Origin of the sequence: Kribbella amoyensis, assembly GCF_007828865.1 — a bacterium.
In the GTDB taxonomy this organism is placed as follows: domain Bacteria; phylum Actinomycetota; class Actinomycetes; order Propionibacteriales; family Kribbellaceae; genus Kribbella; species Kribbella amoyensis.
The window spans coordinates 6,306,105-6,332,366 of sequence record NZ_VIVK01000001.1 but is presented as its reverse complement, the minus strand read 5'-3'; the positions used below and the strand labels follow the sequence as shown (position 1 = coordinate 6,332,366).

The 26,262-nt window shown below is 70.9% G+C and carries 22 protein-coding genes; 15 read left to right on the top strand and 7 right to left on the bottom strand.

Translation table 11 applies throughout. The annotated features are described in order from the left end of the window. The first annotated feature begins 61 nt into the window (after positions 1-61). Both FB561_RS29430 and FB561_RS29425 read left to right on the top strand, forming a co-directional pair. Positions 62-1,258, top strand: coding sequence for a helix-turn-helix domain-containing protein (locus FB561_RS29430; RefSeq protein ID WP_145812371.1), 1,197 nt, complete (start codon positions 62-64; stop codon positions 1,256-1,258). Positions 1,259-1,487: 229 nt separating this feature from the next. Continuing rightward, the gene (locus tag FB561_RS29425) at positions 1,488-2,279 is read left to right on the top strand and encodes a maleylpyruvate isomerase family mycothiol-dependent enzyme (protein WP_145812368.1); all 792 of its coding nucleotides are present in this window, start codon (positions 1,488-1,490) and stop codon (positions 2,277-2,279) included. Positions 2,280-2,332: 53 nt separating this feature from the next. Here the strand turns inward: FB561_RS29425 and FB561_RS29420 are convergent, their stop codons facing one another. After that, positions 2,333-3,520, bottom strand: coding sequence for an MFS transporter (locus FB561_RS29420; RefSeq protein WP_145812364.1), 1,188 nt, complete (start codon positions 3,518-3,520; stop codon positions 2,333-2,335). A gap of 214 nt (positions 3,521-3,734) precedes the next feature. Between FB561_RS29420 and FB561_RS29415 the strand changes: the two genes are divergently transcribed. Continuing rightward, on the top strand, positions 3,735-4,088 hold the full coding sequence (locus FB561_RS29415; RefSeq protein ID WP_145812362.1) for a UBP-type zinc finger domain-containing protein: 354 nt from the start codon (positions 3,735-3,737) through the stop codon (positions 4,086-4,088). A gap of 5 nt (positions 4,089-4,093) precedes the next feature. Continuing rightward, the gene (locus tag FB561_RS29410) at positions 4,094-6,136 is read left to right on the top strand and encodes a GMC oxidoreductase (RefSeq protein ID WP_145812359.1); all 2,043 of its coding nucleotides are present in this window, start codon (positions 4,094-4,096) and stop codon (positions 6,134-6,136) included. Between the two features lie 10 nt (positions 6,137-6,146). Here the strand turns inward: FB561_RS29410 and FB561_RS29405 are convergent, their stop codons facing one another. Continuing rightward, on the bottom strand, positions 6,147-6,860 hold the full coding sequence (locus FB561_RS29405; RefSeq protein WP_145812357.1) for a LysR substrate-binding domain-containing protein: 714 nt from the start codon (positions 6,858-6,860) through the stop codon (positions 6,147-6,149). A gap of 105 nt (positions 6,861-6,965) precedes the next feature. Between FB561_RS29405 and FB561_RS29400 the strand changes: the two genes are divergently transcribed. Then, positions 6,966-7,346 carry a DUF5997 family protein gene (locus FB561_RS29400; RefSeq protein WP_145812355.1) on the top strand — a complete coding sequence of 127 codons (381 nt, stop codon included), beginning with the start codon at positions 6,966-6,968 and terminating at the stop codon, positions 7,344-7,346. A gap of 68 nt (positions 7,347-7,414) precedes the next feature. Here FB561_RS29400 and FB561_RS29395 read toward each other — a convergent pair whose 3' ends face one another. Continuing rightward, positions 7,415-8,689 carry a hypothetical protein gene (locus FB561_RS29395; RefSeq protein WP_145812353.1) on the bottom strand — a complete coding sequence of 425 codons (1,275 nt, stop codon included), beginning with the start codon at positions 8,687-8,689 and terminating at the stop codon, positions 7,415-7,417. Positions 8,690-8,702: 13 nt separating this feature from the next. Further along, positions 8,703-10,241 carry an alkaline phosphatase D family protein gene (locus FB561_RS29390; protein ID WP_145812350.1) on the bottom strand — a complete coding sequence of 513 codons (1,539 nt, stop codon included), beginning with the start codon at positions 10,239-10,241 and terminating at the stop codon, positions 8,703-8,705. A 193-nt stretch (positions 10,242-10,434) separates the two neighbouring features. On the opposite strand from FB561_RS29390, the gene FB561_RS29385 reads away from it, so the two are divergent. The 3 genes from FB561_RS29385 (at position 10,435) to FB561_RS29375 (ending at position 12,391) form a co-directional block, all read left to right on the top strand. Continuing rightward, a complete protein-coding gene (locus tag FB561_RS29385; RefSeq protein WP_145812348.1) occupies positions 10,435-11,214 on the top strand; it encodes an alanyl-tRNA editing protein in 780 nt (259 codons plus the stop codon). Between the two features lie 129 nt (positions 11,215-11,343). Beyond that, on the top strand, positions 11,344-11,721 hold the full coding sequence (locus FB561_RS29380; RefSeq protein ID WP_145812345.1) for a response regulator: 378 nt from the start codon (positions 11,344-11,346) through the stop codon (positions 11,719-11,721). 109 nt (positions 11,722-11,830) lie between these two features. Further along, on the top strand, positions 11,831-12,391 hold the full coding sequence (locus FB561_RS29375; protein ID WP_170284803.1) for a sigma-70 family RNA polymerase sigma factor: 561 nt from the start codon (positions 11,831-11,833) through the stop codon (positions 12,389-12,391). A gap of 7 nt (positions 12,392-12,398) precedes the next feature. Here the strand turns inward: FB561_RS29375 and FB561_RS29370 are convergent, their stop codons facing one another. Further along, complete coding sequence (locus tag FB561_RS29370; RefSeq protein WP_145812341.1) at positions 12,399-14,402, bottom strand: GAF domain-containing protein; 2,004 nt, start codon at positions 14,400-14,402, stop codon at positions 12,399-12,401. Between the two features lie 163 nt (positions 14,403-14,565). Between FB561_RS29370 and FB561_RS29365 the strand changes: the two genes are divergently transcribed. The 3 genes from FB561_RS29365 to FB561_RS38045 all read left to right on the top strand — a co-directional run bounded on the left by FB561_RS29365 (position 14,566) and on the right by FB561_RS38045 (position 17,292). Beyond that, positions 14,566-15,267 (top strand): response regulator, encoded by a 702-nt coding sequence (locus FB561_RS29365; RefSeq protein ID WP_145812339.1) that lies wholly within the window; start codon positions 14,566-14,568, stop codon positions 15,265-15,267. A 160-nt stretch (positions 15,268-15,427) separates the two neighbouring features. Beyond that, positions 15,428-17,137: a glycoside hydrolase family 13 protein gene (locus tag FB561_RS29360; RefSeq protein ID WP_145812337.1), complete on the top strand. Its 1,710-nt coding sequence runs from the start codon at positions 15,428-15,430 to the stop codon at positions 17,135-17,137. A 2-nt stretch (positions 17,138-17,139) separates the two neighbouring features. Next, complete coding sequence (locus FB561_RS38045) at positions 17,140-17,292, top strand: hypothetical protein (RefSeq protein WP_170284802.1); 153 nt, start codon at positions 17,140-17,142, stop codon at positions 17,290-17,292. Here FB561_RS38045 and FB561_RS29355 read toward each other — a convergent pair whose 3' ends face one another. Next, positions 17,293-18,240: a thioredoxin family protein gene (locus FB561_RS29355; protein ID WP_145812336.1), complete on the bottom strand. Its 948-nt coding sequence runs from the start codon at positions 18,238-18,240 to the stop codon at positions 17,293-17,295. A 140-nt stretch (positions 18,241-18,380) separates the two neighbouring features. Between FB561_RS29355 and FB561_RS29350 the strand changes: the two genes are divergently transcribed. The 3 genes from FB561_RS29350 to FB561_RS29340 all read left to right on the top strand — a co-directional run bounded on the left by FB561_RS29350 (position 18,381) and on the right by FB561_RS29340 (position 21,916). Further along, positions 18,381-18,908 carry a hypothetical protein gene (locus FB561_RS29350; RefSeq protein ID WP_145812334.1) on the top strand — a complete coding sequence of 176 codons (528 nt, stop codon included), beginning with the start codon at positions 18,381-18,383 and terminating at the stop codon, positions 18,906-18,908. Positions 18,909-18,998: 90 nt separating this feature from the next. Then, the gene (locus FB561_RS29345) at positions 18,999-20,537 is read left to right on the top strand and encodes an MFS transporter (protein WP_145812332.1); all 1,539 of its coding nucleotides are present in this window, start codon (positions 18,999-19,001) and stop codon (positions 20,535-20,537) included. Positions 20,538-20,632: 95 nt separating this feature from the next. Then, entirely contained in the window at positions 20,633-21,916 is a 1,284-nt protein-coding gene (locus FB561_RS29340; RefSeq protein ID WP_145812330.1) for an alpha/beta fold hydrolase, read from the top strand. A 58-nt stretch (positions 21,917-21,974) separates the two neighbouring features. On the opposite strand, the gene FB561_RS29335 is transcribed toward FB561_RS29340, so the two are convergent. After that, on the bottom strand, positions 21,975-22,406 hold the full coding sequence (locus tag FB561_RS29335; protein WP_170284801.1) for a VOC family protein: 432 nt from the start codon (positions 22,404-22,406) through the stop codon (positions 21,975-21,977). A 159-nt stretch (positions 22,407-22,565) separates the two neighbouring features. On the opposite strand from FB561_RS29335, the gene FB561_RS29330 reads away from it, so the two are divergent. Continuing rightward, positions 22,566-26,198, top strand: a complete 3,633-nt coding sequence (locus FB561_RS29330; RefSeq protein ID WP_145812328.1) for a GH116 family glycosyl hydrolase — start codon at positions 22,566-22,568, stop codon at positions 26,196-26,198. Positions 26,199-26,262 lie beyond the last annotated feature (64 nt).

Sequence of the window (26,262 nt, the reverse complement as noted above, 5' to 3'; positions counted from 1 at the left end):
GCTAGACCGGATCTCGGGCGCTAAGTTTCCTCCAAGGAAACCCGCCTGTACCGTCATCTGCATGGACAACGACTCTGACCGGATCGGTGCCGAGATCCGCCGCCTGCGCAAGTGGCGCGGCATGACCCTCGACGCCCTCGCCGGCCAGGCCGGGATGTCGAAGGGGTACCTGTCCAAGATCGAGAACGGCACGACCAACCTCGAACGACGAGCCACCATCAAGGCACTCGCCGACGCGCTCCGAGTCAGCGTCGTCGACCTCACCGGCGACCACTTCATCGCCGACCGCGCCAACAGCGACGCGCACGCCGCGATCCCCGACATCCGCATCGCCCTGATGGCCACCACCCTCGACCTGCCCCACGGCCAGTCCAAGCGCCCCGTCGAGGAACTCGCCCTCGAAACCCAGCGCCTGGCCGAAGCCAGGATCAACTGCCAAGACACTGTCGTCGGCCGCGGCCTACCGCCACTACTCACCGACCTGCATGCCACAGCAACAGCCGACACCAACGACCGGCGCCCCGCGCTGCAGTCGCTCGTCCAGGCGACCAACTCCACCGCGCACTTCCTGAAGAACCTCGGCGCCGTCGACCTCGCCTGGGTCGCCGCCGAGCGCGGCCACCAGGCCGCCCAGCTCCTCGAGGACCCGATCTACATCGCCGCGGCCGACTACGCCCGTGCGCAGGCCCTCGTCGGGCTCGGAGCGTACGAACGCGCCGACGCCATCGCCCGGAACGCCGCGTCCCTATTGACGCTCGACTCGGCACCCGCCATCGAGATCTACGCCCAGAACATCCTCACCGCCGCCTTCTGCTCATCGCTCGGCGGCGATGACCCAGCAGACGCGATCGAGGAGGCGCGCGAGCTGTCCGAGAAGATCGAGACGACCAACGCCTTCTGGCTGAATTTCTCCCGCTCCAACGTCAACCTCTGGCGGCTGTCCATGGCGCTCGAGGCCGGCGACCACGTAAAAGCCGCCGAGGTTGCCGCCCTCGTCGATCCGAAGGACATCCCCTCGAAGACGCGAAAGCTCCGCTTCTACATCGACAACGCGCGCGCCCTGCACGGGCTGCGCCGCAACGACGGCGACGTCGTCCAGCTCCTGCACAAGGCGGAGAAGCTCGGGGCGACCCGCGCCCGGCACAACGTCTGGGCTCGGGAGATCGTCACCGAGATGCTGCTCCGCGCACGTCGCGATGCCGGCGGCCGGGAACTGCGGAGCCTGGCCGACCGGATGGGCCTCCTGCACGCCACCTAGGACAGGTTGCCGTGAGGCAGATGGCCCCGGCCAGGTGCTCCTGGTCGGGACCCGATTCTGTTCCGTCCTGGTTCCGACCAATGCATGAACAAGAAGTCGATCCGGTTGTGAGGCGGCGGGCGGGGCCGGTGAGCGGCTCCGCCCGCTACTTTTGGCCGGCCGGGAAGGATTCGGGCCCGTCGGGTGCTGAGGTAGCTGAACGTTCATCCAGCTTCCCGGGAGACAGTTGATGACCACTCAGGCCGACCGCGCCATCGGCGCCCTTCGGACCGGCTACGACCAGCTCGCCACCCTCGTCGGCCGGCTCCGGCCGGACGACCTCGTCCGCCCGTCCGGTGCGGCCGAGTGGACCGTCGCGCAGGTGCTCAGCCACCTCGGCAGCGGCGCGGAGATCAACCTCGCCGTCGTCGAGGGCGCGATCGCCGGCACCGGGAATCCGGGCGCCGAGTTCAACCAGGCGACCTGGGCCCGCTGGGACGCGATGACCCCGGCCGACCAGGCGACCTCGTTCCTCGCCGCGAACGAGAAGCTGCTCCAGCTGTTCGAAGGCCTGGACGAGCAGCAGGTCGCCGACCTGCGGATCGACTTCGGCTTCTTCCCGCAGCCGCTGGACGTGGGCGCCGCGGCGGCGATGCGGCTGACCGAGTTCGCGCTGCACAGCTGGGATGTCCGGGTCGCGTTCGACGCCGATGCCACGGTCGCGCCGGAGGCGACCGAGCTCCTGGCCGACGCCGTCGGTAGCCTGCTCGGCTTCGCGGGAAAGGCCGACCAGCTCGACGGCGACGTCACGCTGGCGGTCGAGACCACCGAGCCGGCCCGTACCTTCGGCTTGGCCATCACGGACACGGTCGCGGTGACCGAGACCTCGGCGACGGCCGACGGCGTACTCGTGGTGCCGACCGAGTACTTCGTCCGCCTCGTCACCGGCCGCCATGGTGCGAAGTACACGCCGGCTTCGGTCGAACTCACGAGCGCGAAGGTCACGCTGGACGACCTGCGCCGCGTCTTCCCCGGGTACTGACGGACAACAGAGAGCCGCAGCATTCGACAGGATGCTGCGGCTCTCTCGTGGGATCAGTGGGTGGGCGTGAGCTCCAGCGACTGTGGCGTCGTGGGGGAGTGGCGGCGGTCGAGCGCGCCGGAAACGACGGCCAGGCTCAGCGCGAGGAAGGCCATCGCGGCGCCGACCCAGTTGGTGGCCGCGTACCCGTAGCCGGCCGAGATCACCACACCGCCGAGCCAGGCGGCCAGTGCGTTGCCCAGGTTGAACGCGCCGATGTTGACCGCGGACGCCACGGTCGGTGCCGCCGACGCGCTGGCCAGAGTCCGCATCTGCAGGGCCGGCGTGGTCGCGAAGCCGAAGCCGCCGAGGAAGAACAGCGTGACGATCGCCGGGACCGCGGCATGCGCGGTGAAACCGAAGGCGGTCAGGACCAGCCCGAGCGCTGCCAGTGCGCCGTACAGGGTGGGCATCAGGGCGCGATCGGCGAACCGGCCGCCGAGCAGGTTGCCGAACACCATGCCGAGACCGAACAGGACGAGCAGCCAGCTGATCGCGCCCTCGGGGAGTCCGGCGACCTCGGTCATCATCGGCGCGACGTACGTGAACGAGGCGAACACACCGCCGAAGCCGAGGACCGTCATCCCGACCGCGAGCCAGACCCGCACACTCCGGAACACCGCGAACTCCGCGGCCAGCCGGGCACCCGCGACCCGCGGCGCGTTCGGTACCAGGGTGGCGATCCCGACCAGGCCGATCACGCCGAGTCCGGCGACCACCCAGAAGGTCGCGCGCCAGCCGAAGCCCTGGCCGATGAACGTCCCCAGCGGGACGCCGAGCACGTTGGCGACGGTCAGCCCGGTGAACATCAGCGCGATCGCGCTCGCCTTCTTCTCCGGCTTCACCAGGTCGGACGCGACCACCGCGCCGACCCCGAAGAAGGCGCCGTGGCAGAGGGCGGCGACGATCCGGCCGAGCAGCATCACGCCGTACGCCGGGGCGAGGGCGGACAGCACGTTCCCGGCGATGAAGACGACCATCAGGACCATCAGCAGGTTTTTGCGCCGCATCCGGTTGCCAAGCGCCGTCATCGGCACCGCGCCGGCCGCGACGCCGAGGGCGTACCCGGTGATCAGCCAGCCGGCGGCCGGGATCGAGACCCCGAAGTCGGTGGCCACCTCGGGCAGCAGGCCCGCGATCACGAACTCGGTGGTGCCGATCCCGAACGCGCCGATGGCCAGCGCGAGCAGAGCGAGCGGCATGACAGTTTCCCTTCAGCTGGTGACGACAACTACCGGCTTGGACAATAGTTGCAGGCGCGGGCTAGTTGCAAGCGCCGACTACGTCCGAGCGCTGGTCGTCGGGCCGGCCGAGGGATGGATACCTGGTTGCCGCGGTCCGTGGGGGACCTGCCAGGATGAGCGCAATGACCGGCACGGGCGGCCGTGGGGCCGGCCCCAGTCGCGAGGGGTGACCATGACCACTGCGGGCATCGATCCGAACGTAGCGCCGAGCGGCAGCGGCTGCGCCGACTGCGACAGCGCCCAGCCGCCGGGCTGGTGGGTCCACCTCCGTCGCTGCGCTGAGTGCGGCCACATCGGGTGCTGCGACACCTCGCCGGCCCAGCACGCGACGGCGCACAACCGCGAGACCGGGCACCGCTATATCCAGAGCTTCGAGCCGGGCGAGGACTGGTTCTACGACTACGAGACCGGCGACGTCCTGGAAGGCCCGGCCCTGGCCCCACCCCAGGCCCACCCGGACGACCAGCCGACCCCCGGCCCCGACGGCAGGGTCCCCACCGACTGGACCCAACACATCAACCGCTGACCGGCATGCAGGATCAGCTCACCCGGCAGCAGCGCGACATTCTGACCCGGCTCGCCGATCTGGTGGTGCCGGCTGACGACTTTCCTTCTGCTGGTGAGGCGGGGGTGGTCGGGTTTGTCGAGCGGGTTGTCGGGGTGGATCGGCCGGACTGGTTGTCGCGGGTGGTGCGTGCGCTCGCGGTGGCCGGGGATGATCCGGTGCTCGACGATGTGCTGCCTGACCGGGATGGGGCTTGGCTGGTTCGCCTTGTGGCGCAGGGGTTCTATGCCGGGGACGGGTATGACGGGGAGCTGCCGCCTGCCTGGAAGATGGTGGGGTGGCAGCCTGACGTCGCGGGGACGTGGAATGAGGTCGAGACCGAGCTGACCACGACGCCGCGTGGTGCGTTGGCCGGGCGGTACGACTGTGTCGTGGTCGGGTCAGGTGCTGGTGGTGGAGCCGCGGCTCAGGTGCTGGCCGAGTCCGGGCGGTCGGTCCTGGTGGTGGAGACCGGGCGGTACCCGTCGACGGGTTCGCTGGCTCGGGATCACCTGCGCAATCCCCGGTCGGTGGCCGGGTTGCCCGCGCTCACCGATCCGGACCCGCACGGGCGGCCGCGGATCGCGGTGGCGGACGGGACGCCGTACCGGGTGTTGCCGCCGGACGACGGGTGGGGCAACAACGCCTTCACGGTCGGCGGCGGGACCAGGGTGTACGGCGCGCAGGCCTGGCGGTTCGTGCCGCGCGACTTCGCGATGGCGAGCACCTACGGCGTACCGGTGGGCAGCGCGCTCGCGGACTGGCCGATCAGCTATGCCGACCTGGAGCCGTACTACAGCCTGGCCGAGCAGCGGTTCGGGGTGAGCGGGGGCGGGGTGGATCCGTGGCACGGGCCGCGGTCGATTCCGTTGCCGATGGCCCCCATGCCGCGGACCGAGGCGGCCGGCCGGTTGGCCGACGCGGCGGACCGACTCGGCTGGGGGACGTTGGACCCGCCGCTGCTGATCAACTCGGTGGACTACCAAGGCCGCTCGGGCTGCGTGCGGTGCGGGCAGTGCGTCGGGTTCGCGTGCCCGGTCGAGGCCAAGTCGGGCACCCACAACACGGCCTTGCCGGCCGCGCTCGCGACGGGCCGGTGTTCGCTGGTCACCGAGACGACCGTCGAACGCCTGGTCACCGATGAACGCGGTCGCGTCGTCGGAGTAGCCCTGGTCGCGTTGCTGGACGACGGTCAGGTCTGGCGGGGGACCGTCGATTGCGGCGAAGTAGTGATCGCGGCCGGCGCGACCGAGACGCCACGACTTCTGCTGAACTCCGCGAACGAGCGCGAACCAGGGGGACTGGGCAACAATCAGGACCAGGTCGGCCGCTATCTGCAGGCGCACGTGTACGCGGGAGCTGTGGGGCTGTTCGACGACGAGGTGGCCGATCTGGTCGGGCCCGGGGTGTCGATCGCGACCTGCGACTTCCGGCACGGCAACGACGGGATCGTCGGCGGCGGGATGCTCGCGAACGAGTTCGTACCGACGCCGGCCGCGACGTACGACTACCTGACGTCGGCCGGGTTGATCCCCGTCGCGGGTGCGGCCGGGAAGCGAGCGATGCGGGAGTCGGCCCGGCGGATGCTGCGGGTGGTGGGGCCGATCCAGGAGGTCACGTCGGCGGAGTCGCGGGTCCGGGTGGATCCTGGGGTGCGAGACCGGTTCGGCAATCCGGTGGTGGTGCTGAGCGGATCGATTCATGCCGAGGACGTGCGCGCGCAGGAATACATGAGTGAGAAGGCGCGGCAGTGGCTGGAGGCGGCCGGCGCGGTGCGTACGGCGGTCTCTGGGGTGGGGTCGACGGGGCGTCCGAGTGTGGGGCAGCACCAGGCCGGGAGTTGCCGGATGGGGGACGATCCGGCGAGCTCGGTGACCGACCCGTTCGGGCGGGTGTGGGGACACGACAACGTACGGATCGCGGATGCGTCGGTGCACGTGACGAACGGCGGCGTGAACCCGGTCCTCACCGTCCTGGCCGGCGCGCTCCGGATCGCCGAACACCTCACCGGTGCCGCGAGTCGGTCCTAGGACCTCCTGGTCAGGAGCGGCGGCGGGGCTTGCCGCGTTTGGCGCCGCGGGGAGCTGACTGCTTCTTCGCGGCAGGTGCCTTTTTGCTGGCCTGCTTGGGTTTCGGCGGTGTCGCGCCGCGGGTGCTGTTCACGGTCCGGCCGCGGACGATGCCGATGAACTGCTCCATCAGCTCGCCGGTGTCGTCCTCCGGCCAGGACAGCGCGACACTCGACTGCGGCGCGTCGACGATCGGCCGGTAGGTGAGGTCCTTGCGGTGGTACAGCCTGGCGAGCGACTGCGGTACGACGAGCAGCCCGGTACCGGCCGCGGCGATCTCGATCGCGCTCGCCGTCGTCGCGGGGCGGTCGTCGATCACGCGTCCGGGTGGTCCGGCCCAGTCGAGGGTGTCGTCGAGCGGGTGCAGCATCAGCTCGTCGGCCAGGTCGTCGAGGCTCACCTCGTCCGCCGCCGTGACCAGATGGTCCTTCGGTACGACGACCACCGTGGTCTCGGTGTACAGCGGGATCGCGTGCAACCTGGTCCGGTCGATCGGCAAGCGCACCAGGACCGCGTCGGCGCCGTCACCGCGGACCAGGGCGACGGCCTCGGCGGAGGGGACCTGGACGAGCTCCAGCGGGGTCCGCGGCAGCCGGTCGGCCCAGATCCGCGCCCACTTCGCCGGCGTCACGCCCGGCACGTACCCGAGCCGGAACGACGGGGGCAGTACGTCCGAGCCGGTCACCGGGCCAGGCTACCCGCCGTGACCGGGCGCGGGGGCGCGGCGTGGCCCGCGACGGCGGTGACCGCTGTGGTCAGGGCGGGCGCGGGGAGTCGATACCCTGACGCCATGACGTCGCAGAAGAGCTCCCAGACGATGAAGCCCGCGACCGCGGCGAAGAAGCTGGGCGTGTACCTCGAGGCCACTCCCGCGCAGTTCCGGGAGGGCGTCGTCTCGCGGGACGAGCTGAATGCGCTGCAGGCCGATCCGCCGGAGTGGCTGAGCGAGCTGCGCCGGACCGGGCCGCACCCTCGTCAGGTCGTCGCGGCGAAGCTGGGCATCTCGATCAGCGGCCTGGCCCGTGGTGGGATCACCGAGGCGCTGACCACCGAGGAGATCGACGCGCTGAAGGCGGAGAACCCGGACTGGCTGGAGCACGAGCGGGAGACCCAGGCCGAGGTCCGCCGGGAGGCGGCCCGGATCAAGGAGCAGCAGCGCGAGCAGTCCTGACGCACCAGCCCCTGACTCGACGAGCGAGCCCAGCTCGACCGGATCCCGGCCGGGCTGGGCTCGACTGCTCACCAGCTGTTGTTGGCGAAGCCCGACCCGAGGATCACCTGGTCGAAGGTGTTCCCGTCGTTGTCGTCGGTGTACGCGACCGCCACCTCGGACCACGGCGAGACCGCGACGGCCAGTTCCTCCTGCCGCCCGGCCGTCGCCTGGCTCAGCTGTTGCGCCGACAACCGTCCCGCGTCCGTACCGTCGGGGCCGAAGCCGCGGACCCAGACGTCCAGGTCGGTCGCAGGGTCGGTCGCCTGCACGGTCCAGCCGACGACCGTGTTCGCCTGGTCGTCCAGGCCGACGCCGGGATTCTTGCCTCCAGCCCCTACTTCCACGTCGCCGAAGCGGGCGGCCCCGGCGGCGTCGAACGTCCTGGTCCAGGCGCCCGCCGTCCCGGTGTGGTCCGACTCCCACGCGACCGCGAAGTCGCCGGTGAAGTTGGCGGCCACCGTCGCGTGGGTCTGCTGGCCACCGCCGTTCTCGTTCGCGATCCGGCGGGACAGCGTCGCGGCGCCGTTCATCCGGCCGAGCCGGATCAGGCCGACGTTGTAGAAGGCGTTGGCGTCACCGTCCTCGTCCCAGACGACCACCGCGTCACCCGAAGCCGACACGGCCACGTCTGGATTGTGGTGCTGACCGGTCGCCTGCGACGCGGTGACCTGCCAGGCCCGGGTCGTCGGTCCGGTAAACCCGGCCGCCTTGATCACGGGCTGGGCGCCGGTCTGGATGTCCTCCCACACCACGGTGAAGGCGACCGCCCCACCCGCCGGTGCGCCGTCCGGGTCGACGGCGACGCGTGGGGTGATCTGCTGACCGGTCGAGCTGTTGTTGGCGTTGCCCGACGCGGTGACGGTGCCCGACGTGTTCACGACGCGGTACGGGACGTTGTAGTACCCGTTGCCGTCCGGGTCGTCGGCCCACACGACGACGGCGTTGCCCTTGTCGTCGAGTCCGACATCGGGGTGCAGGTGACGCCAGTTGGTCACCCCGGTACTGCCGCCGGCGGACAGCTTCTTCTCGTACACCGCGGTGCCGTTGCGGAACAGGCGGAGGTAGATCTCGCTGTGCGCGTTGTCGGCCGCGTTCGTGGTGTCGCGGTCGTCCTCCCACACCACAGCGACGTACCCGTTGCGGTTGGTGGCGACAGACGGCGCGTCCTGGTCCCCGGTGGCGACACTGTTCGCGGTCTGCCAGGTGGGTGTCACCGGTGCGGCGGACGCGGTACTGATCGTGGTGGCCGTGAAGACGAGCGACGACGCGACCGCCACGACGGCGGCGAACTGCTTCTTCATCTCGGGGTCCCCCTCAGACCGTCTGCAGGCCGGGCCGGCCCTCTTCGATGACGAACGACTTCACCGTGGACGCCGCGGCGCCGTGCTCCGACACCTTCGCGACCGCGCGGAAGTCGGCGCGCAGGGTGGCCGGGCTGATCGTGGTCCGAACGTAGCCGCGCCGGTTGTTGTAGAACTTCAGCCACGGGTTCGTCCCGACGTCCGGGATCGTGGTCGAGCCGTCGCCGTCACCGCTGGACGTGACCGAGCTGGTGACGAGTTCGCTGCCGATGACGGCCGAGTTCGGGTTGGCGTAGTCGGCCACCAGGTTGCTCGCCCACGCGCGGTGCACGTCACCGGTGAGGACGACGGGGTTGCGGACCCCGCGATCGACCCAGCCCTGCTGGATCCGGGCCCGGGACGCGCGGTACCCGTCCCAGGAGTCCATGCTCGCGCCGCTGGAGTTGAACCGGCGGGCGAAGAACACCTGCTGGCCGAGGATGTCCCAGGTACCGAGCCGCTGGCCGAGTCCGTCGAGGAGCCAGCTCTCCTGCGCGTTGCCGGGCAGGCTGCGCGACGCCAGGTCCGCGTCCGAGCAGATCTTCCAGCCGTCGCCGCAGGCCTGGTCGTTGCGGTACTGCCGGGTGTCGAGCATGTGGAAGGTGGCCAGGTTCCCCCAGCGCAACCGCCGGTACAGCGGGATCGCGTTGCCGTTGTTCGCCTGGGCCGGCCGCAGCGGCATGTTCTCGTAGTACGCCTGGTACGCCGCGGTCCGGCGGGCGGTCCACTGCGCGGTGGTGAGGGACGGCGTACTGTCCGCGCGGACCATGTTCGCGTAGTTGTTCTCCACCTCGTGGTCGTCCGGCACGACGATCCACGGGGCCGCCGCGTGCGCGGCCTGGAGATCCGGGTCCGACTTGTACTGCGCGTACCTGCGCCGGTAGTCCGCGAGCGACACGATCTCGGTCGCGCCCGCATGGGTCCGCGGGCGGCCCGTCGCCGCGCCGTACTCGTAGATGTAGTCGCCGAGGAACAGGATGAGGCCCGGGTTGTCCTCGGCCATCCGGCGGTAGACGGTGTAGTAGCCCTCCTCGTAGTGGGCGCACGAGGAGAACGCCATCACCAGGTCGCGGCCGTTGGTGCCGACAGCGGGAGCGGTCCGGGTCCGGCCGACCGGGGAGAGGTGGCCCTGGGCACGGAACCGGTAGAAGTAGTCCGAGTCCGGGGCGAGTCCACCGGCGATCACGTGGACGGAGTGGGCGGCGGCGTACGTCGCGGTGACGGAGCCGGAGGCAACCAACGTGGTGAACCGGTCGTCCTTCGACAGCTGCCAGTCGACGGTGACGTCGGCATTCGCCATCCCGCCTTGGCCGTCGGCGTTGAGGGGCGAAGGAGCGAGCCGCGTCCAGAGCACGACGCTGCTCGCGTCGGGTTCACCGGAGGCGACCCCGAGCTGGAACGGGTACGGCACCGCGGCGGTCGCGGCGATGACGGTGGAACGGACGGGCAGGGCGGCGGCACCGGCCGTGGCCAGTCCGCCGAGCACAAGGGTCCGGCGACTGATGGGATTCATGGGCCTCACCTTCGGAAACGCGCATGACGTCAGGTCACCCGGCGGAATGAAGCGGACGGAAACATCGGGGGACCTCGGGGCGGGGTACTTCGTACCCAATGGTGGCCGCAAGTCGGTAACTTTTCTACGGTTCGGCCTCGGTCGGCCGGACGCGGTTTGATGGGGTGGGAACCGACGCGAGAGGGATGTGAGCATGGCCGTTCCAGGGCGGAAGGTGCCGGCGAGTGCGCCGGCCGGGCTGGCCGACACCGAGCTGTTCGCGGTGGACGCCTATCGGCGGGACTTCGACTCGCCGGTGATCGCGGTGGATCCGGAGCAGGGCCGGGTCGCGTTGCGGCGAACGGCGTTCTATCCGGGCGGCGGCGGTCAGCCGCACGACACCGGGGTACTGCGCTGGGCTGACGGGTCCGCGTCGGTCAGCAAGGTGAAGCGGGAGGGGCCGTTGATCTGGCACTGGCTGGAGGGCGAGCACCTTCCGGACCAGGACGCCGAGGTGTACGGCGAGCTGGACTGGGAGCGGCGGCACCTGACGATGCGGACGCATACCGCGTTGCACATCCTCTGCGGGGTGATCTGGGCGGACCACGGCGTCGCCGTCACCGGCGGCAACATGGACCCGGGCAAGGGCCGGCTCGACTTCGCCTTCGATGCGATGTCGGCGGAGTTCGGCCGCCGGATCGAGACCCGGATCAACGCGGAGATCGCGGCCGCCCGGGAGGTCGTGGTGGACTTCGTCGGCCGCGAGGTCGCCGACGCCGACCCGGACCTGATCCGGGTGGCGGCGCACCTGATCCCGCGCGAGATCGACCCGCTCCGGGTGATCGACATCGTCGGCCTGGACAAGCAGGCCGACGGCGGGACCCATGTCCTCGGGACGGCCGAGGTCGGCGCGGTCGCGGTCACCGGGACCGAATCCCGCGGCAAGGCGAACAAGCGCATCCGCCTCGAGGTCCGCGACCCCGGCACCGCCTGACCGGCCGGAGGACCCTACCGACCGGCCGGTACGTCGCCATTCCGGCCGGTAGGACCGCCCGACCAGCCGGAAGGTAAGTGTCCCGGTAGCTGCAATGCGCGGCCCGCGACGGCGCGGCAGGCTGTCGGTATGGCGCTGCGTTGCTTCATCGTCGACGACAGCCCACGGTTCCTGTCCGCGGCTCGGAGTCTGCTCGAGCGGGACGGGTTCACGGTCGTGGGTGTCGCCTCGACGGCCGATGAGGCGGTGCGAGGCGTGGACCAGGAGCGGCCCGAGGTCGTGCTGGTCGACGTCGAGCTCGGCCGGGACAGTGGGTTCGACCTGGTCCGCCGGATCGCGCGGGAGACCGACCTCGATCCGGGCCGGGTCATCCTGATCTCCACCTATGCCGAGGACGATCTGCGGGACCTGGTCGCGGACGCGCCGGTGGCCGCGTTCCTGTCCAAGTCACGACTGTCCGGTCCGGCCATCCGCGACATCCTCGAGGACGGCGCCCGCCGCCCGTAGGCACCCGGGGAGTACCTGCCAGCGGGTATGCCGGGATCCCGGTCAGCAGGCCGCCGGGTTGGGCGCTCACCGGGAGGACAACGACGGCGCCGCCGGACATCCTCGAAGAGTGCGATCCCCCACCCCTCCCCGGGACCTCAGCGGCAGCTTCGAAGCCGAGGCGCTGCCGCTGAGGCCCCGCCTGTACCTCACGGCTCTGCGTCTGACCGGGAATCCGCACGACGCGGAGGACCTGCTGCAGGAGACGTATCTGCGGGCGTTCCGCGGGTACGCCGGGTTCCGGCCCGGGACGAACCTGATGGCCTGGCTGGCCCGGATCCTGCGCAACACGTTCGTCAACAGCTACCGCAAGCGGCAGCGTGAGCCGCGGACGGTGCCGGACGATCCGATCACGACCAGCAGGAGCGCCACGGCGGGTGTTGAGGTGTCCGCCGAGGCGACCGTGGTCGACGCGCTGCCGGATCCCCGGCTCCAGGAGGCGCTGTCCACCTTGCCCGACAAGTACCGCCGGGCGGTTCTGCTGTACGACGTCGACGGGTTCAGCTATCGCGAGATCGCGGCCCTGTTCGACGTGCCGGTCGGGACCGTGATGTCGCGGATCCACCGGGGCCGCCGAGCCCTGAAGGAACGGCTGGTCCCGCCGTCCGTCGTGCCAGGACTCGCGGCCTGACGAACGGTCACCCGATCCGTGGCCGGGGTGCGTCCCCCTCCGGATCGATCGGTAGCGATACCTCGATCACCGTGCCCCGGCCACTCGGACTGGTGACGTCGATCGACCCGCCGAGCGCCTCCACCCGGTCCCGCAACCCGACCAGCCCGGAGCCGTACCCGGGTTCGGCGCCGCCCGTCCCGTCGTCGCCGACCCGCAGACGCAAGGCGCCGTCCTCCTCCTCGATGACGACCTCGGCCTGGGCCGCGTCCGCGTGCTTGGCCGTGTTGGTGAGCGCTTCCGAGACGACGTAGTACGCCGCGACCTCGACCGACGACGGGTACCGGAAGGTGGTCCGGACCCGGAGGTCGACCGGGACGGCGGAGCGCCGGGCCAGGGTCCGCAGGGCGGGAGCCAGACCGCCTTCGGACAGGATCGACGGGTGGATGCCGCGGGAGATCTCGCGGAGTTCCTCGACCACGTCCGCGAGATCGGTGACGGCCTGGCCGATGTTGTCGCGCAGGACCGGCTGGTCGGTCGGTACCGAGTCCTGGGCGAGCCGCAGTTCCAGCGCCAGCGAGACGAGGCGTTGCTGGGCGCCGTCGTGGATGTCCCGCTCGATCCGCCGGCGCGTCTCGTCCGCGGTGGCGACGATCCGGGCACGGGACTGGGTGAGTTTGGTGTGCGCCTCGGCGTTGGAGATCGCGGTGGCGACCAGTTCGGTGAAGTCGTTGATCCGTTGCTCGGTGTCCTCGGGCAGCCGGACGCTCCGGGCCGCGATGTACACCGCGCCCCACAGCCGGCCCTCGACCACGACCGGGCAGTCGACGGCCGATCGCATCCCGGCCGGTGGCGGCCGGACCCTGTCGCCCGACGCCGAGGTGGTCGTCCCCACGTCGGCGCGACCGGATCGACCGGTGTCCCGCAGCGTCGCGAGGGCGAGGCCGTCCGGCGGGGTGAAGAGGAAGCCGGGCTGCTGTTCGGCGAGCCAGCCCTCGCCGCCCATGTAGGTCGCGCGGCCGTCCGGCTCGAACCGGACCAGCGCGGTCGCGTCCGCCTGGAAGAGCGCGCCGACCTCGTCGGCGACCGCGGCGAACACCAGCTCCGGCCGGACCCCGCGGGCGACCAGGGTCGCCACTCGCCGCAGGGCCGCCTGCTCGTCGGCGATCTGCCGGAGCTCGTCGCGGGACTGGGTGTTCTCGACAGCGGTGGCGACCAGCTCGGTGAAGCTGGCCAGCTGCGCCTCGGTGGCCGGCGCGAACGGGACCTCGCTCTTCGTCGAGACCACGATCACGCCCCACATCCGTCCGGCCACCGTGACCGGGCAGCCGATCGACGAGCGGATCCCGAGCGCGTGCGCCTCCTCGGCGATCGCGCCGGTGGCGTCGACGAAGCTGTCCAGCCGGACCGCGGCCCCGGTCTTCGCCACCTCGCGCGCGACGCTCAGCCCGTCCAGGTCGAACCGGGTCCCGACCGCCAGCCGGACCGGGACCCGGCTCCAGCCACCGACCCCGGTGACGGTGCCGTCGGGCTCGTACCGTTCCATCCGGGCGAGGTGGGCGCCGCAGAGCAGGCCGACCTCCCGGGCGACCGCCTCGAAGATGCTGGCGGGCGAGGCCGACTCGGCGACCAGGGTCGCCACCCGCCGCAGCGCGGACTGCTCGCGGCTCAGCTCCGACGACCTGATCGCCGCCCGGCGGGAGCGGGCCGCCAGCTCGGCCACGACGACAGCGGTCACCAGGAACACCCCGAGCGCCACGATATTGCGCCGCTCCGCGCCCCAGGTGGTGCGTTCGTGGGAGAGGAAGGCGATGGTGAACGTGCCGATGCCGACCATCGACGTCAGGGCCGCGGGCACGGCGCCCCAGATGACGGCGACCGGCAGGACCGCGAGCAGGTACAGCACCAGCAGGCCGAGCGCGGGGACGAAGTTGTCGAGCAGGGCGAGCACCCCGGTGACGACGGCCACGAGGACACTGCCGGCCAGCACTCCGCGCCACCAGCGGCCTACCGGGAGATCGACCCGAGCCATCGCATCATTCCTCTTCCGAGAACGCTAGTTGATCCGTTGATCGCTGACGACCTTCCGCACCGGACACCTTTGTCCGGTCGGTGCCGCGGTGGCCTGCCGTACCCGGCCGATCCCGGACGGCGAGCAAGCGACGAGCGGGGCGGTTCGCACCTAGGCTTTGGGTATGAGCACGAAGCCGGCCGGCCACCGGGCGGAGGTCGTGGACGGCGAGAAGGCGACGACCCGCGTCGTCCTGGCCGAGGACGACGTGCTGCTGCGGGCGGGACTCGCGAGCCTGCTCGAGCGCTCCGGGTTCGAGGTGGTCGGGCAGACCGGCGACAGCGTGTGGATCCTGCCGCTGGTCCGGGAGCTGACCCCCGACCTGGTGCTGCTGGACATCCGGATGCCGCCGACGAACACCACCGAGGGCCTGGACGCCGCTCTGGAGATCCGGAGTGAGTTCCCGGCGACCGGCATCCTTGTGCTGTCCGCGCACGCCGAGGTCGAGCACGCGATGGAGTTGCTCGCCACCGGCCAGCGGATCGGGTACCTGCTGAAGAGCCGGGTCACCGACGTGGACGAGTTCCTCGAGACGCTGGGCCGGATCGTCCGGGGCGGCTCGGTGATGGACCCCGCCCTGGTCCAGGAACTCGTCAGCGCCCGCCGGACCAACGACCCGCTCGCCGAACTCAGTCCGCGCGAACGCGAGGTACTGGCGCTGATGGCCGAGGGCCGGTCGAACGCGGGGATCGCGCGCCGGTTGTGGGTGACCGAGGGCACCGTGGAGAAGCACGTCCGGCACATCCTCACCAAGCTCAGCCTGCCCGAGACCGACGACGACCACCGCCGGGTGCTCGCGGTGGTGACGTTCCTCGAGTCGCGCTGACGCACCGTCGCCGGATCCGGACCGCCTGCCACCGGGCGGCGACGGTTCCGGCTAGCAGGTACTCGGGTTGGGCGCTGGCCGTGAAGACTCGGACACAACTGACCGGCGATGGTGGACGGCACCGGAACGGAAGGGGGTGTGCCGAGAGGAATGATGGTCGATGTCTCAGGACGCGAGCTGGTGGCGCGCCGCCGTCATCTATCAGGTCTACCTGCGCAGCTTCCAGGACTCCGACGGTGACGGCGTCGGCGACCTGGCCGGTGTCCGGGCGCGGCTGCCGTACCTGCGGTCCCTCGGCGTCGACGGCCTCTGGCTGAACCCGTTCTTCCCGTCGCCCCAGCACGACCACGGGTACGACGTCTCCGACTACCGCGCCGTCCATCCCGAGTACGGCACCCTGGAGTCCTTCGACGCTCTCGTCCACGAGGCGCACCAGCTCGACCTCCGGGTCCTCGTCGACCTGGTCCCGAACCACTGCTCGATCGAGCACCCCTGGTTCGCCGCGGCGCTGGCCGCCGGTCCGGGCAGCCCGGAACGCGAGCGGTTCCACTTCGCCGACGGCCGGGGCGAGGACGGCGCGTTACCGCCGAACAACTGGCGCTCGATCTTCGGCGGACCGGCCTGGCACCGGGTGACCGAGCCGGACGGATCGGCCGGCCAGTGGTACCTGCACAGCTTCGCGCCCGAGCAGGCCGACTTCAACTGGCGGCATCCCGAGGTGACGGCGTACTTCGACGAGGTGCTGCGGTTCTGGTTCGAGCGCGGCGTGGACGGGGTCCGGATCGACGTGGCCCACGGTCTGCACAAGTCCGACGGCCTGCCCGACCACGAGAACGCGCACGACGACGAGCTCACCGGCGACCCGCTGAACCCGCACGCGTGGAACCAGCCCGAGGTGCACGAGATCTGGCGCCGGTGGCGGACGATCGCCGACGGGTTCACCGCACGGACCGGCCGGGAGCGCGTCCTGGTCGGCGAGGTCGGGGTGCTCGACGCCGAACAGCTCGCGCTGTACCAGCGGCCCGACGAGCTGCACCAGACCTTCTACTTCGAGTTTCTCCGCGCGGACTGGGACGACCGGATCCTGGCCGACGTGGTGGATCGCGGCCTCGGCACGATCGCGGGCTCCGGCTCGTCGGTCGCGTGGGTGCTGAACAACCACGACATGCCCCGCTCGATCACCCGGTACGGCGGCGGCGCGGCCGGGAGCTCGGCCGGCGACATCGACCTCGGCACGATCCGCTCGCGCGCGGCCACGCTGTTGATGCTTGCGCTGCCCGGCGCCGCGTACGTGTACCAGGGCGAGGAACTCGGCCTGCCCGAGGTCACCGATCTCCCGGTCGAGGTGTTGACCGATCCGATGTACCACCGGTCCCACGGTGCGCGGCGCGGCCGGGACGGGTGCCGAGTGCCGTTGCCCTGGAACGCGGACGAGAGCAGCTTCGGCTTCTCCGCGGCCGAGCCCTGGCTGCCGCAGCCCGAGTGGTTCGCCGACCACGCGGTCGACCGGCAACTCGGTTCGTCCGAGTCGATGCTGCACCTGTACCGCGAGGCGCTCGCGCTGCGCCGGTGCGTGCCCGCGTTGACCTCGGCCGACTTCCGCTGGCTCCCGGCCGCGCCGGGCGTGCTGGCCTTCACCCGCGGCGACGGTTTCGCGTGTGTCGTGAACTGCTCGTCCCGCGTCGTCTCCGCCCCGGTCGACGGTGAGCTCCTGCTCGCCAGTCACCAGGAGGCCGGCGACAAGCTCCCGCCGAACAGCGCGGCCTGGTACCTGCTGACGGCCCAGCCCCCACAGACCGGCGGACCTGACGTCCTGAGCCCCTGCCTCGGCGTCAGGTCTGCCGCACCAGCCCAGGACCGACGGAGGTAGTCATGCGCCAGGTCCGTCTCCAGAAGCCCCGTACCCGGTCGTCGCAGGAACGCCGCGAGCTCCAGCGCGAGACGCAGTCCCTCGATCCGCGCGACCAGGACATCGTCCGGGCGAAACGCCTGCGCCGCATCGATCCGGGTCCGCAGCAGCGGTGATCACCCGAAGGTGAACACGTAGGCCCGGACGCCCGGTGCGTGGAAGGTGATCTCCAGCGTGCGATCGCGGACCATGCCCGGCTGGCGGATGAGCTGGTACAGCCGGCCGTCCCGCGCGACGCCGTGACCGTCCTCGTCGGTGTCCACTCCGTGCGCGTCGCCCGGCGGCTCGCCGTCCAGGAGTACGCGGAAGGGGATCGGCCCCTCCGTGCCGGGGGAGAGGACGAGGTGGGCGTCGCGGGCGTGGAACGAGTACGCGATCGTCCCGCCCGGTTCGGCGAGGTGGACGCTCTCCGGCCCGATCGTCCATTCGCCGGCCAGCGCCCAGTGGTTGACGGTCAGCCGCTCGGGGAGTTGGTAGCCCGCCCGCTCGTCCAGCTTCGCGCGGGCGGGTGACGCGAAGTACTGGCCGCGCGCGGAGCCGAGGTACGTCTCCGGGGTCCTGAGCTGCTTCCAGTCCGCCTCCGCCTCGATCCCGGTCGCCTCGACGGAGACCAGGTCGCGCCGGATCCCCAGCAACTCCTGGAGCTTCCGCTCCGACTGCTCGTACCGGCCCTCGCCGAAGTGGTGGTCACGGATCACGCCGGCGGTGTCGGCGTAGTACTGCGCCGGCCAGTAGTGGTTGTCGAACGCGCTCCACACCCCGAAGTCGTTGTCCACGGCAACTGGATGGCCGAGACCGCGCTCCCGGGTCGCGGCGCGGACCAGCTCCAGGTCGTGCTCGAAGGAGAACTCCGGGGTGTGGACGCCGACCACGATCAGCCCGTCGTCGGCGTACGCCCGCGACCAGGCCCGGATGTACGGCACCGTGCGTAGCCAGTTGATGCAGGTGAGCGTCCGGAAGTCGAAGAGGACGACGTGGCCGCGCAGATCGGCCGGGGTGAGCGGTGCGGAGTTGATCCAGCCGGTCGCCGCGTCGAGCGACGGCAGGTGCAGGCCCTCGGACATGTGCCCAGTGTGTCCACAGTTGATTGCCTGGTACAAGGAGGTTGCGGACAGGTCGCAGAATGGCCGCACCCTGGCCAGCGCCGGGCCGCGTCAGTACGCTGGCAGGTGATCTTCCCTCGTCCACGTCGGGAGGCTCCACCATGAACCAGCGGTTGCTGAACTCGCTGACCGAGGTCGAGCGCGGCCTGGTCGCCGAGACCGAGCGGGACGCGCTGAAGACCCTGGACGAGGACGAACTGCTCGAGCTGCACCAGCGGATCCGGCGCGCCCGCACCAAGTACGTGAAGAACTACCGCCGGGGCGCGAGCGGCAGTGTCGCCGAGCACGGCGGCCGCGGCCACGCGTACGCGAAGAACCAGCGCGACCGGGACAAGGCCGAGCTGTTCGAGACCTCGCTGGCCCGGGTCAGCCGGGAGGTCGCGGCGGCGGCGAACCGCGCCGCGAGCGAGCTACGGAGCGAGCGTCTCGCCGCGGCCCGGTCCGCGGCGTCCGGGGCGGTACCGGCGGCCGCGATGGCGACGGAGGCGGACGGCTCGGCGTCGAATCCGAGCACCCGGCGGAAGACCACGAAGACCACCGGTGGACTGAAGAAGGACGCGTCGACCCGCGCCACCGGTGCCCGCCGGCAGGCGAAGCGGGACGCCCGCCGGGAGGCCGCGACCTCGTAACCTGGCGTCCTTCGCAGTACGGTCGAGACGGAGGGGTGGGTGCTGCTGGGGGGCTCCCCGAGTAACCGAGCGCAGTGGTGCGGGGGCAGCATGACCGGGGGACGCACGCAGTCGAAGGGTCTCGTCCTGACCGCGATGATCTTCGCGGTGGCGATGACGTTCATCGATCAAACGATCGTGTCGATCGCGGTACCGGACATCCAGCGGGAGCTGTCGTTGTCCAGTACCGGCATTCAATGGGTGGTGAACGCGTACCTGCTCACGCTGGCGTCGTTCTTCGCCTTCGGCGGCCGGCTCGCGGACACCGCCGGCCACCGCAAGATGGTTGTGCTCGGTGTCGTCGTGTTCGCGGTCGCGTCGACGTTGTGCGGGCTCACGCCGACCAACAGCCTGGCCGAGGCGTGGATCATCACCTTCCGCGCCGTGCAGGGGATCGGTGGCGCGCTGATGTTCCCGGCCGCGCTGGCGATCGTCGTGCAGACCTTCCCGTTGAAAGAACGTGGCCGCGCGCTCGCCGCGTTCTTCGGCGCGGCCGGCGCGCTCACCGCGATCGGCCCGCTGCTCGGCGGCTACCTGACCGAGTGGACCTGGCGGGCCATCTTCTGGGTGAACATCCCGGTGGCGGTCGTCGCCCTGATCCTGATCTCGCTCGCCAAGCCCGCCACGGAGTACAAGGCGGCGCCGCTGGACCTGCGTGGCCTGGTGCTGATCGTGGGCGGTGTCGGGTTGAGCGTGTTCGGCTTCCAGCAGGCCGGCGCCTGGGGCTGGGGGAGTCCGGCCGTCTGGCTGTCGATCGCGGCCGGCATCGTGCTGCTCGTCGTCTTCGCTCTCGTCGAACTGCGGACCCCCGAGCCGTTGACCCAGGTGCGGATCTTCGCGGTCCGGCCGTTCCTGGTCGAGAACCTGGTGCTGGCGCTGTGCATGGTCGCGTTCATCCCGGTGTTCTTCTTCGCCAGCGAGTACGCCCAGGTCTCGCTGGGGAAGAGCTCGAGCGAGGCCGGCCTGCTGCTGCTGTACTACTTCGCCGGGTTCGTCGTCGCGGCCCAGATCGGCGGCCGGCTGCTGGACCAGGTCGGCGCCAAGCTCCCGGTGGTGCTCGGCTCCGTGGTCGCCGCCGCCGGGTACTTCCTCTGGGCGAACAAGGTCACCGACCTGAATCTCGGCGACCAGGTCTGGCAGATCGTCCTGACCGGGGCCGGGATGGGGATGATGCTCGGCCCGGCCAACACCGACGCGGTGAACCGTGCCTCCCGATTGTCGTACGGCGAGGCGACCGGGATCACCCAGACCGTCCGGAACTACGCCGCCAGCCTCGGTCTCGCCGTCCTCGGCACCACCCTGGTCAACTCGATGCGCGGCAACGTCACCGAGTCGCTCAAGGGTCAGGGGCTCCCGCCCAGCCAGGCGGACCAGGTCGCCGACGAGATCGCCCAGGGCCACGGCCAGGCACCGGCGAGCGGGATCCCGGGGTTCATCCGCAGCGACTTCGCGGAGTCGACCCGGACCGTGCTGATCATCATGGGCGCCGCGATGATCGCCGCCGCCCTGGTCGCCCTGGTCGGCCTGCGCCGTGGCGTCCAGACCGAGACCACGCCGAGTACGCCGAAGTCTGCCGCGGCCGAGTCGTGATCCGCTGACGTTTCCGCTCTCGGCCGCTCGTCCCATCACGTGTTGGTGGACAATCGGGCGGCGGGGCAACGGTGCCGACGAGGAGCGGAGCGGTCATGACCAGCTACACCATTCCGGGGATGCATGTCCGCGAGCACACGGTGGACGTGCCGCTGGACTGGTTCGACAGCGCGAACCCCGAGCGGATCAGCGTGTTCGCCCGCGAGCTGGTCGACCCGCTCCGCAAGGACGAGGACCTGCCGTGCCTCGTCTATCTGCAAGGCGGTCCAGGGGGCAAGGGCATCCGGCCGATCACCCCGACCGGCTGGATCGGCGAGGCGCTGCGGACGTACCGGGTGGTGCTGCTCGACCAACGCGGGACCGGCCGGAGTACGCCGGTGGACGGGCGGCGGATGAGCTCGTTCGCGAAGGCTGACGAGGCGGCGGCGTACCTGGCCTGCTTCCGGGCCGACTCGATCGTCAAGGACGCCGAGCACCTGCGGACCACGGTCTTCGGCGGGGCGAAGTGGTCCACGCTCGGGCAGAGCTACGGCGGCTTCCTCACCCTGACGTATCTGTCCCAGGCACCCGAGGGACTCACCGCCTGCTACGTGACCGGCGGGCTGGCCTCGGTCGAGCCCGACGCGGCCGAGGTCTACCGGCGGACGTACCCGCGGGTCGCCGCGAAGAACCGCGAGTACTACCGGCGGTACCCGCACGACGCCGCCTTGGTCGGGGCGATCGCGGACCGGCTGGCGGCCGGGGACGTCCGGTTGCCCGACGGGGACGTGCTGACGGTCCGCCGATTCCAGTCGCTCGGCATCGACTTCGGGATGAAGCCCGGGTACGAGCGGATGCACTGGCTGGTGGACGAGGCGTTCGCCGGCGACGAGTTGTCGGACACCTTCCTCGACCAGGTGCTGGCCCGGTCCTCGTACGCGGGCGGGCCGTTGTTCGCCGCGTTGCAGGAGAGCATCTACGGATCGGGCCCGGGCGCGACGAACTGGGCGGCCGAGAAGGAGCGGCAGCAACGGCCCGAGTTCGCCGAGGACGCCCGGCCGCTGCTGTTCACCGGCGAGATGATGTACCCCTGGATGTTCGACGAGATCCGGATCCTCCGCCCGTTCCGGGACGCGGTCGAGCTGCTCGCGGCGCGGCCCGAGTGGAGCCCGCTGTACGACCTCGACCGGCTCGCCGCCAACGAGGTACCGGTGGCGGCCGCGGTGTACTTCGACGACATGTACGTCGACTCCGGGCTCCAGCTCGACACCGCGGCCCGGGTCGGCAATCTGCAGGCCTGGGTGACGAACGAGTTCGAGCACGACGGCCTCGGCTCGGACCGGGTGTTCGCCCGGCTGAGCGAACTGGTCCGCGCGATCGGCGGTGGCGTCCGGACCTGAGAAGGCCCGGCCGAGCAGCGGACCGTCTCCCGGTCCGCTGCTCTGCCGGGTGTGGAGGTCAGACCGCGAAGACCTGGGAGTCGTCGGCGAAGGCCTTGAACTCCAGGGCGTTGCCGGCCGGGTCGAGCAGGAACATCGTCCACTGCTCGCCGGTCTGGCCCTGGAACCGGACGTACGGGTCGATGACGAACTCGGTGCCGGCCGCGCGCAGCCGGTCGGCGAGCTGCTGGAACGCGGGCACGCTGAGGATCAGTCCGAAGTGTGGGACCGGCACGTCGTGGCCGTCGACCGGGTTGTGGATCCGCTCCGCCTTGGCCGGGGCGAGGTGGGTGACGAACTGGTGGCCGTGCAGGTTCCAGTCCACCCAGGTGTCGGAGCTGCGGCCCTGTTCGAGGCCGAGCACCTCGCCGTAGAACTTCCGCGCGGCGGCGAGGTCGTCGACCGGCATGGCCAGGTGGAAGCGGGGGATCGGCGAATCGAGAACTGTCACGAGGCTGCCCTTCCTGGCGGCGGCCGCCGCCGGGTCTGAGTTCCGCTGTCCCTGGGACTCTAGCGAGACCCTTGACCAGCTCGCGGGCCGTGGTTAGCGTGTGAGAAATCGATTTCCCTGGTTCGGCCGCCCACGCCCTGCTGCGCAAGGAGTGAACCGATGGACTCGACCCAACCCCCGCCCGGGTGTGCGAACCGCACCTGCGCCGGCGACTGTCAGCGCGCTCACCTGAGCCGCCGTACCTTCCTCTCCCTCAGCGCCGCGAGCGTCGGCGCCCTCGCCGTCCCGAGTGCCGCACTGGCCGCCGTTCCCGTGAAGGAGGACACCGACCCGGCCGTCCTGTTCGGGCGCGGCCGGCCGACCGAGTACACCGGGACCGCCCTGCCGAAGATCGGGATGCCGGTCGGCGGTGGGACGACCGGGCAGGTCTACCTGGCCGGTGACGGCCGGCTCTGGGCCTGGGACATCTTCAACCCGTCGTCGTTCCCGCTGGGCGGCGCCGACTTCTCCGGCAGCAACTACGCGAAACCGTTGTCCGCGGACCAGCCTGGTGCTGACCGGTTCGGTCAGGGCTTCGCGTTGCGGACCACGGCCCGCGGCCGGACCACGACGCGGACGGTGGACGCGGCCGGCTTCGACGACGTGCGGTTCACCGGCCAGTACCCGGTCGGCCGGGTCACGTACGCCGACGTGGACAGCCCCGTCGAGGTGGAGCTCGAGGCGTTCTCGCCGTTCGTCCCCCTGGCCACGCTGGACTCCACGTTGCCGGCGACGATCCTCGCGTTCACGGTGCGGAACACGTCCGGGACCAAGGTGAAGGCGACCTTGCTCGGGTACGCCGAGAACCCGGTCTGCCTGGACAGCCGGCAACGCCAGCCCACCAAGCTGCGCGTCTCCGGATTCGGCCGCGGGGTCGAGTTCGGTGCCGTGGACGACCTGGACGCCGAGCGCGACGACATCGTGTTCGAGGACTGGGAGAAGGACACCTACGACGGCTGGACGGTGACCGGCGAGGCCTTCGGGGACGGCCCGGTGCGGCCGCTCTCGGTGCCCAACCTGCTCAAGCGGTTCGGCGATCTGAACGTCTCGGGCACCCGCTTCGTCACGTCGTACGCGTTCCGCTCGAACGGTCCCGGCGACGCGGCCACCGGGAAGCTGACGAGTCGCGAGTTCACCGTCCAACGCCGGTACGTCGCGGTCGGCGTGAGCGGCGGCAACCATCCCGGTGAGACATGTGTGAACGTCCTGGTCGACGGCCAGGTGGTGGCGAGCGCGACCGGTGCGGAGAGTGAACCGCTGGTCGGGCGGCTGCTCGACCTCGGCGAGTACCGCGGCCGGTCCGCGCGCATCGAGATCGTGGACGCGCACACCGGCGGTTGGGGGCACATCAGCTGCGACACGATCGTCTTCACCGACCGCGCCGACATCCTGTTCGAGAACTGGGACCGGGAGACCTACGAGGGCTGGACCGTCAGCGGTGACGCGTTCGGGCCTGGACCCGTCACGGCCGCCGAGACGCCGGAGGGGTTCCGCCGCCCGTTCGGCGTCCGGACCGAGCTGAACGTCACCGGCCGGTTCGCGACCTCGTACGCGTTCCGCAAGGCCGGTGACCCCGACGCGAGCACCGGCAAGCTCACCAGTCGCGAGTTCACCGTCGAACGCCGGTTCGTGACCGCGTGGATCGGCGGCGGCCACCATCAGGGCGAGACCTGTCTCAACGTGCTCGTCGACGGCGAGGTGGTGGCGACCGCGGCCGGGACCGACATCGAGCCGCTGACAGCGGTGTCGATGGACGTCGGCCAGTACGCCGGCCGGGCCGCGCGGATCGAGATCGTCGACGCGAGCACCGGCGGCTGGGGTCACGTGAACGTGGACCGGATCCTCTTCAGCGACCGGCCGATCCGGCGGCAACCGGTGGCGGAGCGGCCCGATGGCGGCACGTTCGCCCTGGCCGCGCTGAGCTCGTCGGCGGTCGTCCGGCCGTCGATCGCGGACTGGTCGACGACCGACGCGCTGTTCGACTCGGCCGAGGGACCGGTGGAGGTGGACGGCATCGGCTCCGGTCAGGCGGGCACGGTGGCGATCCCGGTGTCGCTGGCACCCGGGGAGTCGACGACGGTCCGCTTCATCTACGGCTGGTTCTTCCCGAACCCGGAACGCGAGGTCTTCGCCGAGCTCGTCGGCGCGGCCACCTTCAAACGGCACTACGCGACCCGGTTCGATTCCGCGCGTCAGGTGGTCGGGCACGTCGCCGCCGACGCGGACCGGCTGGAGCGGGAGACGCGGACCTGGGTGAAGACCTGGTACGCCGATTCGACGTTGCCGCACTGGTTCCTGGAGCGCACGCTCGCCACCGCGTCCACGATCGCCACGGGCACCTGTTATCGCTGGGACGACGGCCGGTTCTACGCGTGGGAGGGGACGTACTGCTGCGCCGGGACCTGCCAGCACGTCTGGAACTACGCGCAGGCGATCGGCCGGTTGTTCCCCGACCTGGAGCGCGACACCCGGGAGCGGGTCGACCTCGGGATCGCGTACCGGCCGAGCGGCGAGATCGGCAACCGGGGTGAGGCGGGCGACGCGTCCAGCTCCTTCGCCGACGGCCAGAGTGGGACCGTGCTGCGGTTCTACCGTGAGCACCAGATGAGCAAGGACGCCGAGTTCCTGCGCCGGAACTGGCCGAAGATCCGGACCGCCGTGGAGTTCCTGGTGACCAGCCGGGACGGGGCCGACGAGGACGGTGTACTCCGCGGCAGCCAGTGGAACACGCTCGACACCGAGTGGTACGGCGAGATCCCGTGGCTGAGCGGGCTCTACGTGGCCGCGCTCCGGGCCGCGGCCGCGATGGCGACCGAGGTCGGTGACCCCGCCTCGGCGACACGGTACTCGGCGATCGCGGAGCGTGGTTCGACGTACTTGGCGGAGCAGCTGTGGAACGAGGAATACGGGTACTACGTGCACCGGCTCGATCCGGCGCATCCGTCGGAGAACACCAACGACGGTTGTCATATCGACCAGCTGTACGGCCAGACGTACGCGGCCCAGCTCGGTCTGCCCCGGGTCTTCCCGGCCGGCCAGGCGAAGCGGGCACTGCGGAGCGTGTACGAGCACAACTTCCGGCCGGACCCGTTCTCGTACCGGCCGCCCGGGATCAACCCCGGCCGGATCTACGCGACCAGCGGGGAGGCCGGCACCGTCATGACCACCTGGCCGCACGGTGGCTCGACGCGGACGCAAGGACTGATGTACTTCAACGAGGTGTGGACCGGGCAGGAGTACCAGTTCGCCGCGCACCTGTTCGCCGAGGGGATGACCACCGAGGCGATGACCGTGACCCGGGCGCTCTACGACCGGTACTCGGGGGAGAAGCGGAACCCGTACAACGAGATCGAGGCCAGCGACCACTACGCCCGGGCGATGATGGGATTCGGTACCTACCTGGCCGCCTGCGGGTACGAGTACCACGGGCCGCGCGGGCATCTCGGGTTCGCGCCGCGGATCCGGCCGGAGGACTTCCGGTGCGCGTTCACGGCGGCGGAGGGCTGGGGGTCGTACGGTCAGCGGCGGACCCCGCACGGTCAGTCCGGGCGGGTCGAGGTCCGGTACGGCCGGGTCCGGCTGGTGACGCTGGCGTTCGAGACGGCGAAACCGGCCCGGCGGGTCGAGGTGCGGCTCGGTCCGGACCGGTTGCCCGCGCAGGTGGTTGCTACTGGCAACCGCGCGGTCGTGACCCTGGCTCGGCCGGCCGTGGTGACCACCGCGCATCCGCTGACGATCGAGCTGAGCTCCTGACCAGTTGTCCCACTCGGTGAACAAACCGCCGGGTTCGGGCGCGTCCGACGGCGAGGCATGGCAA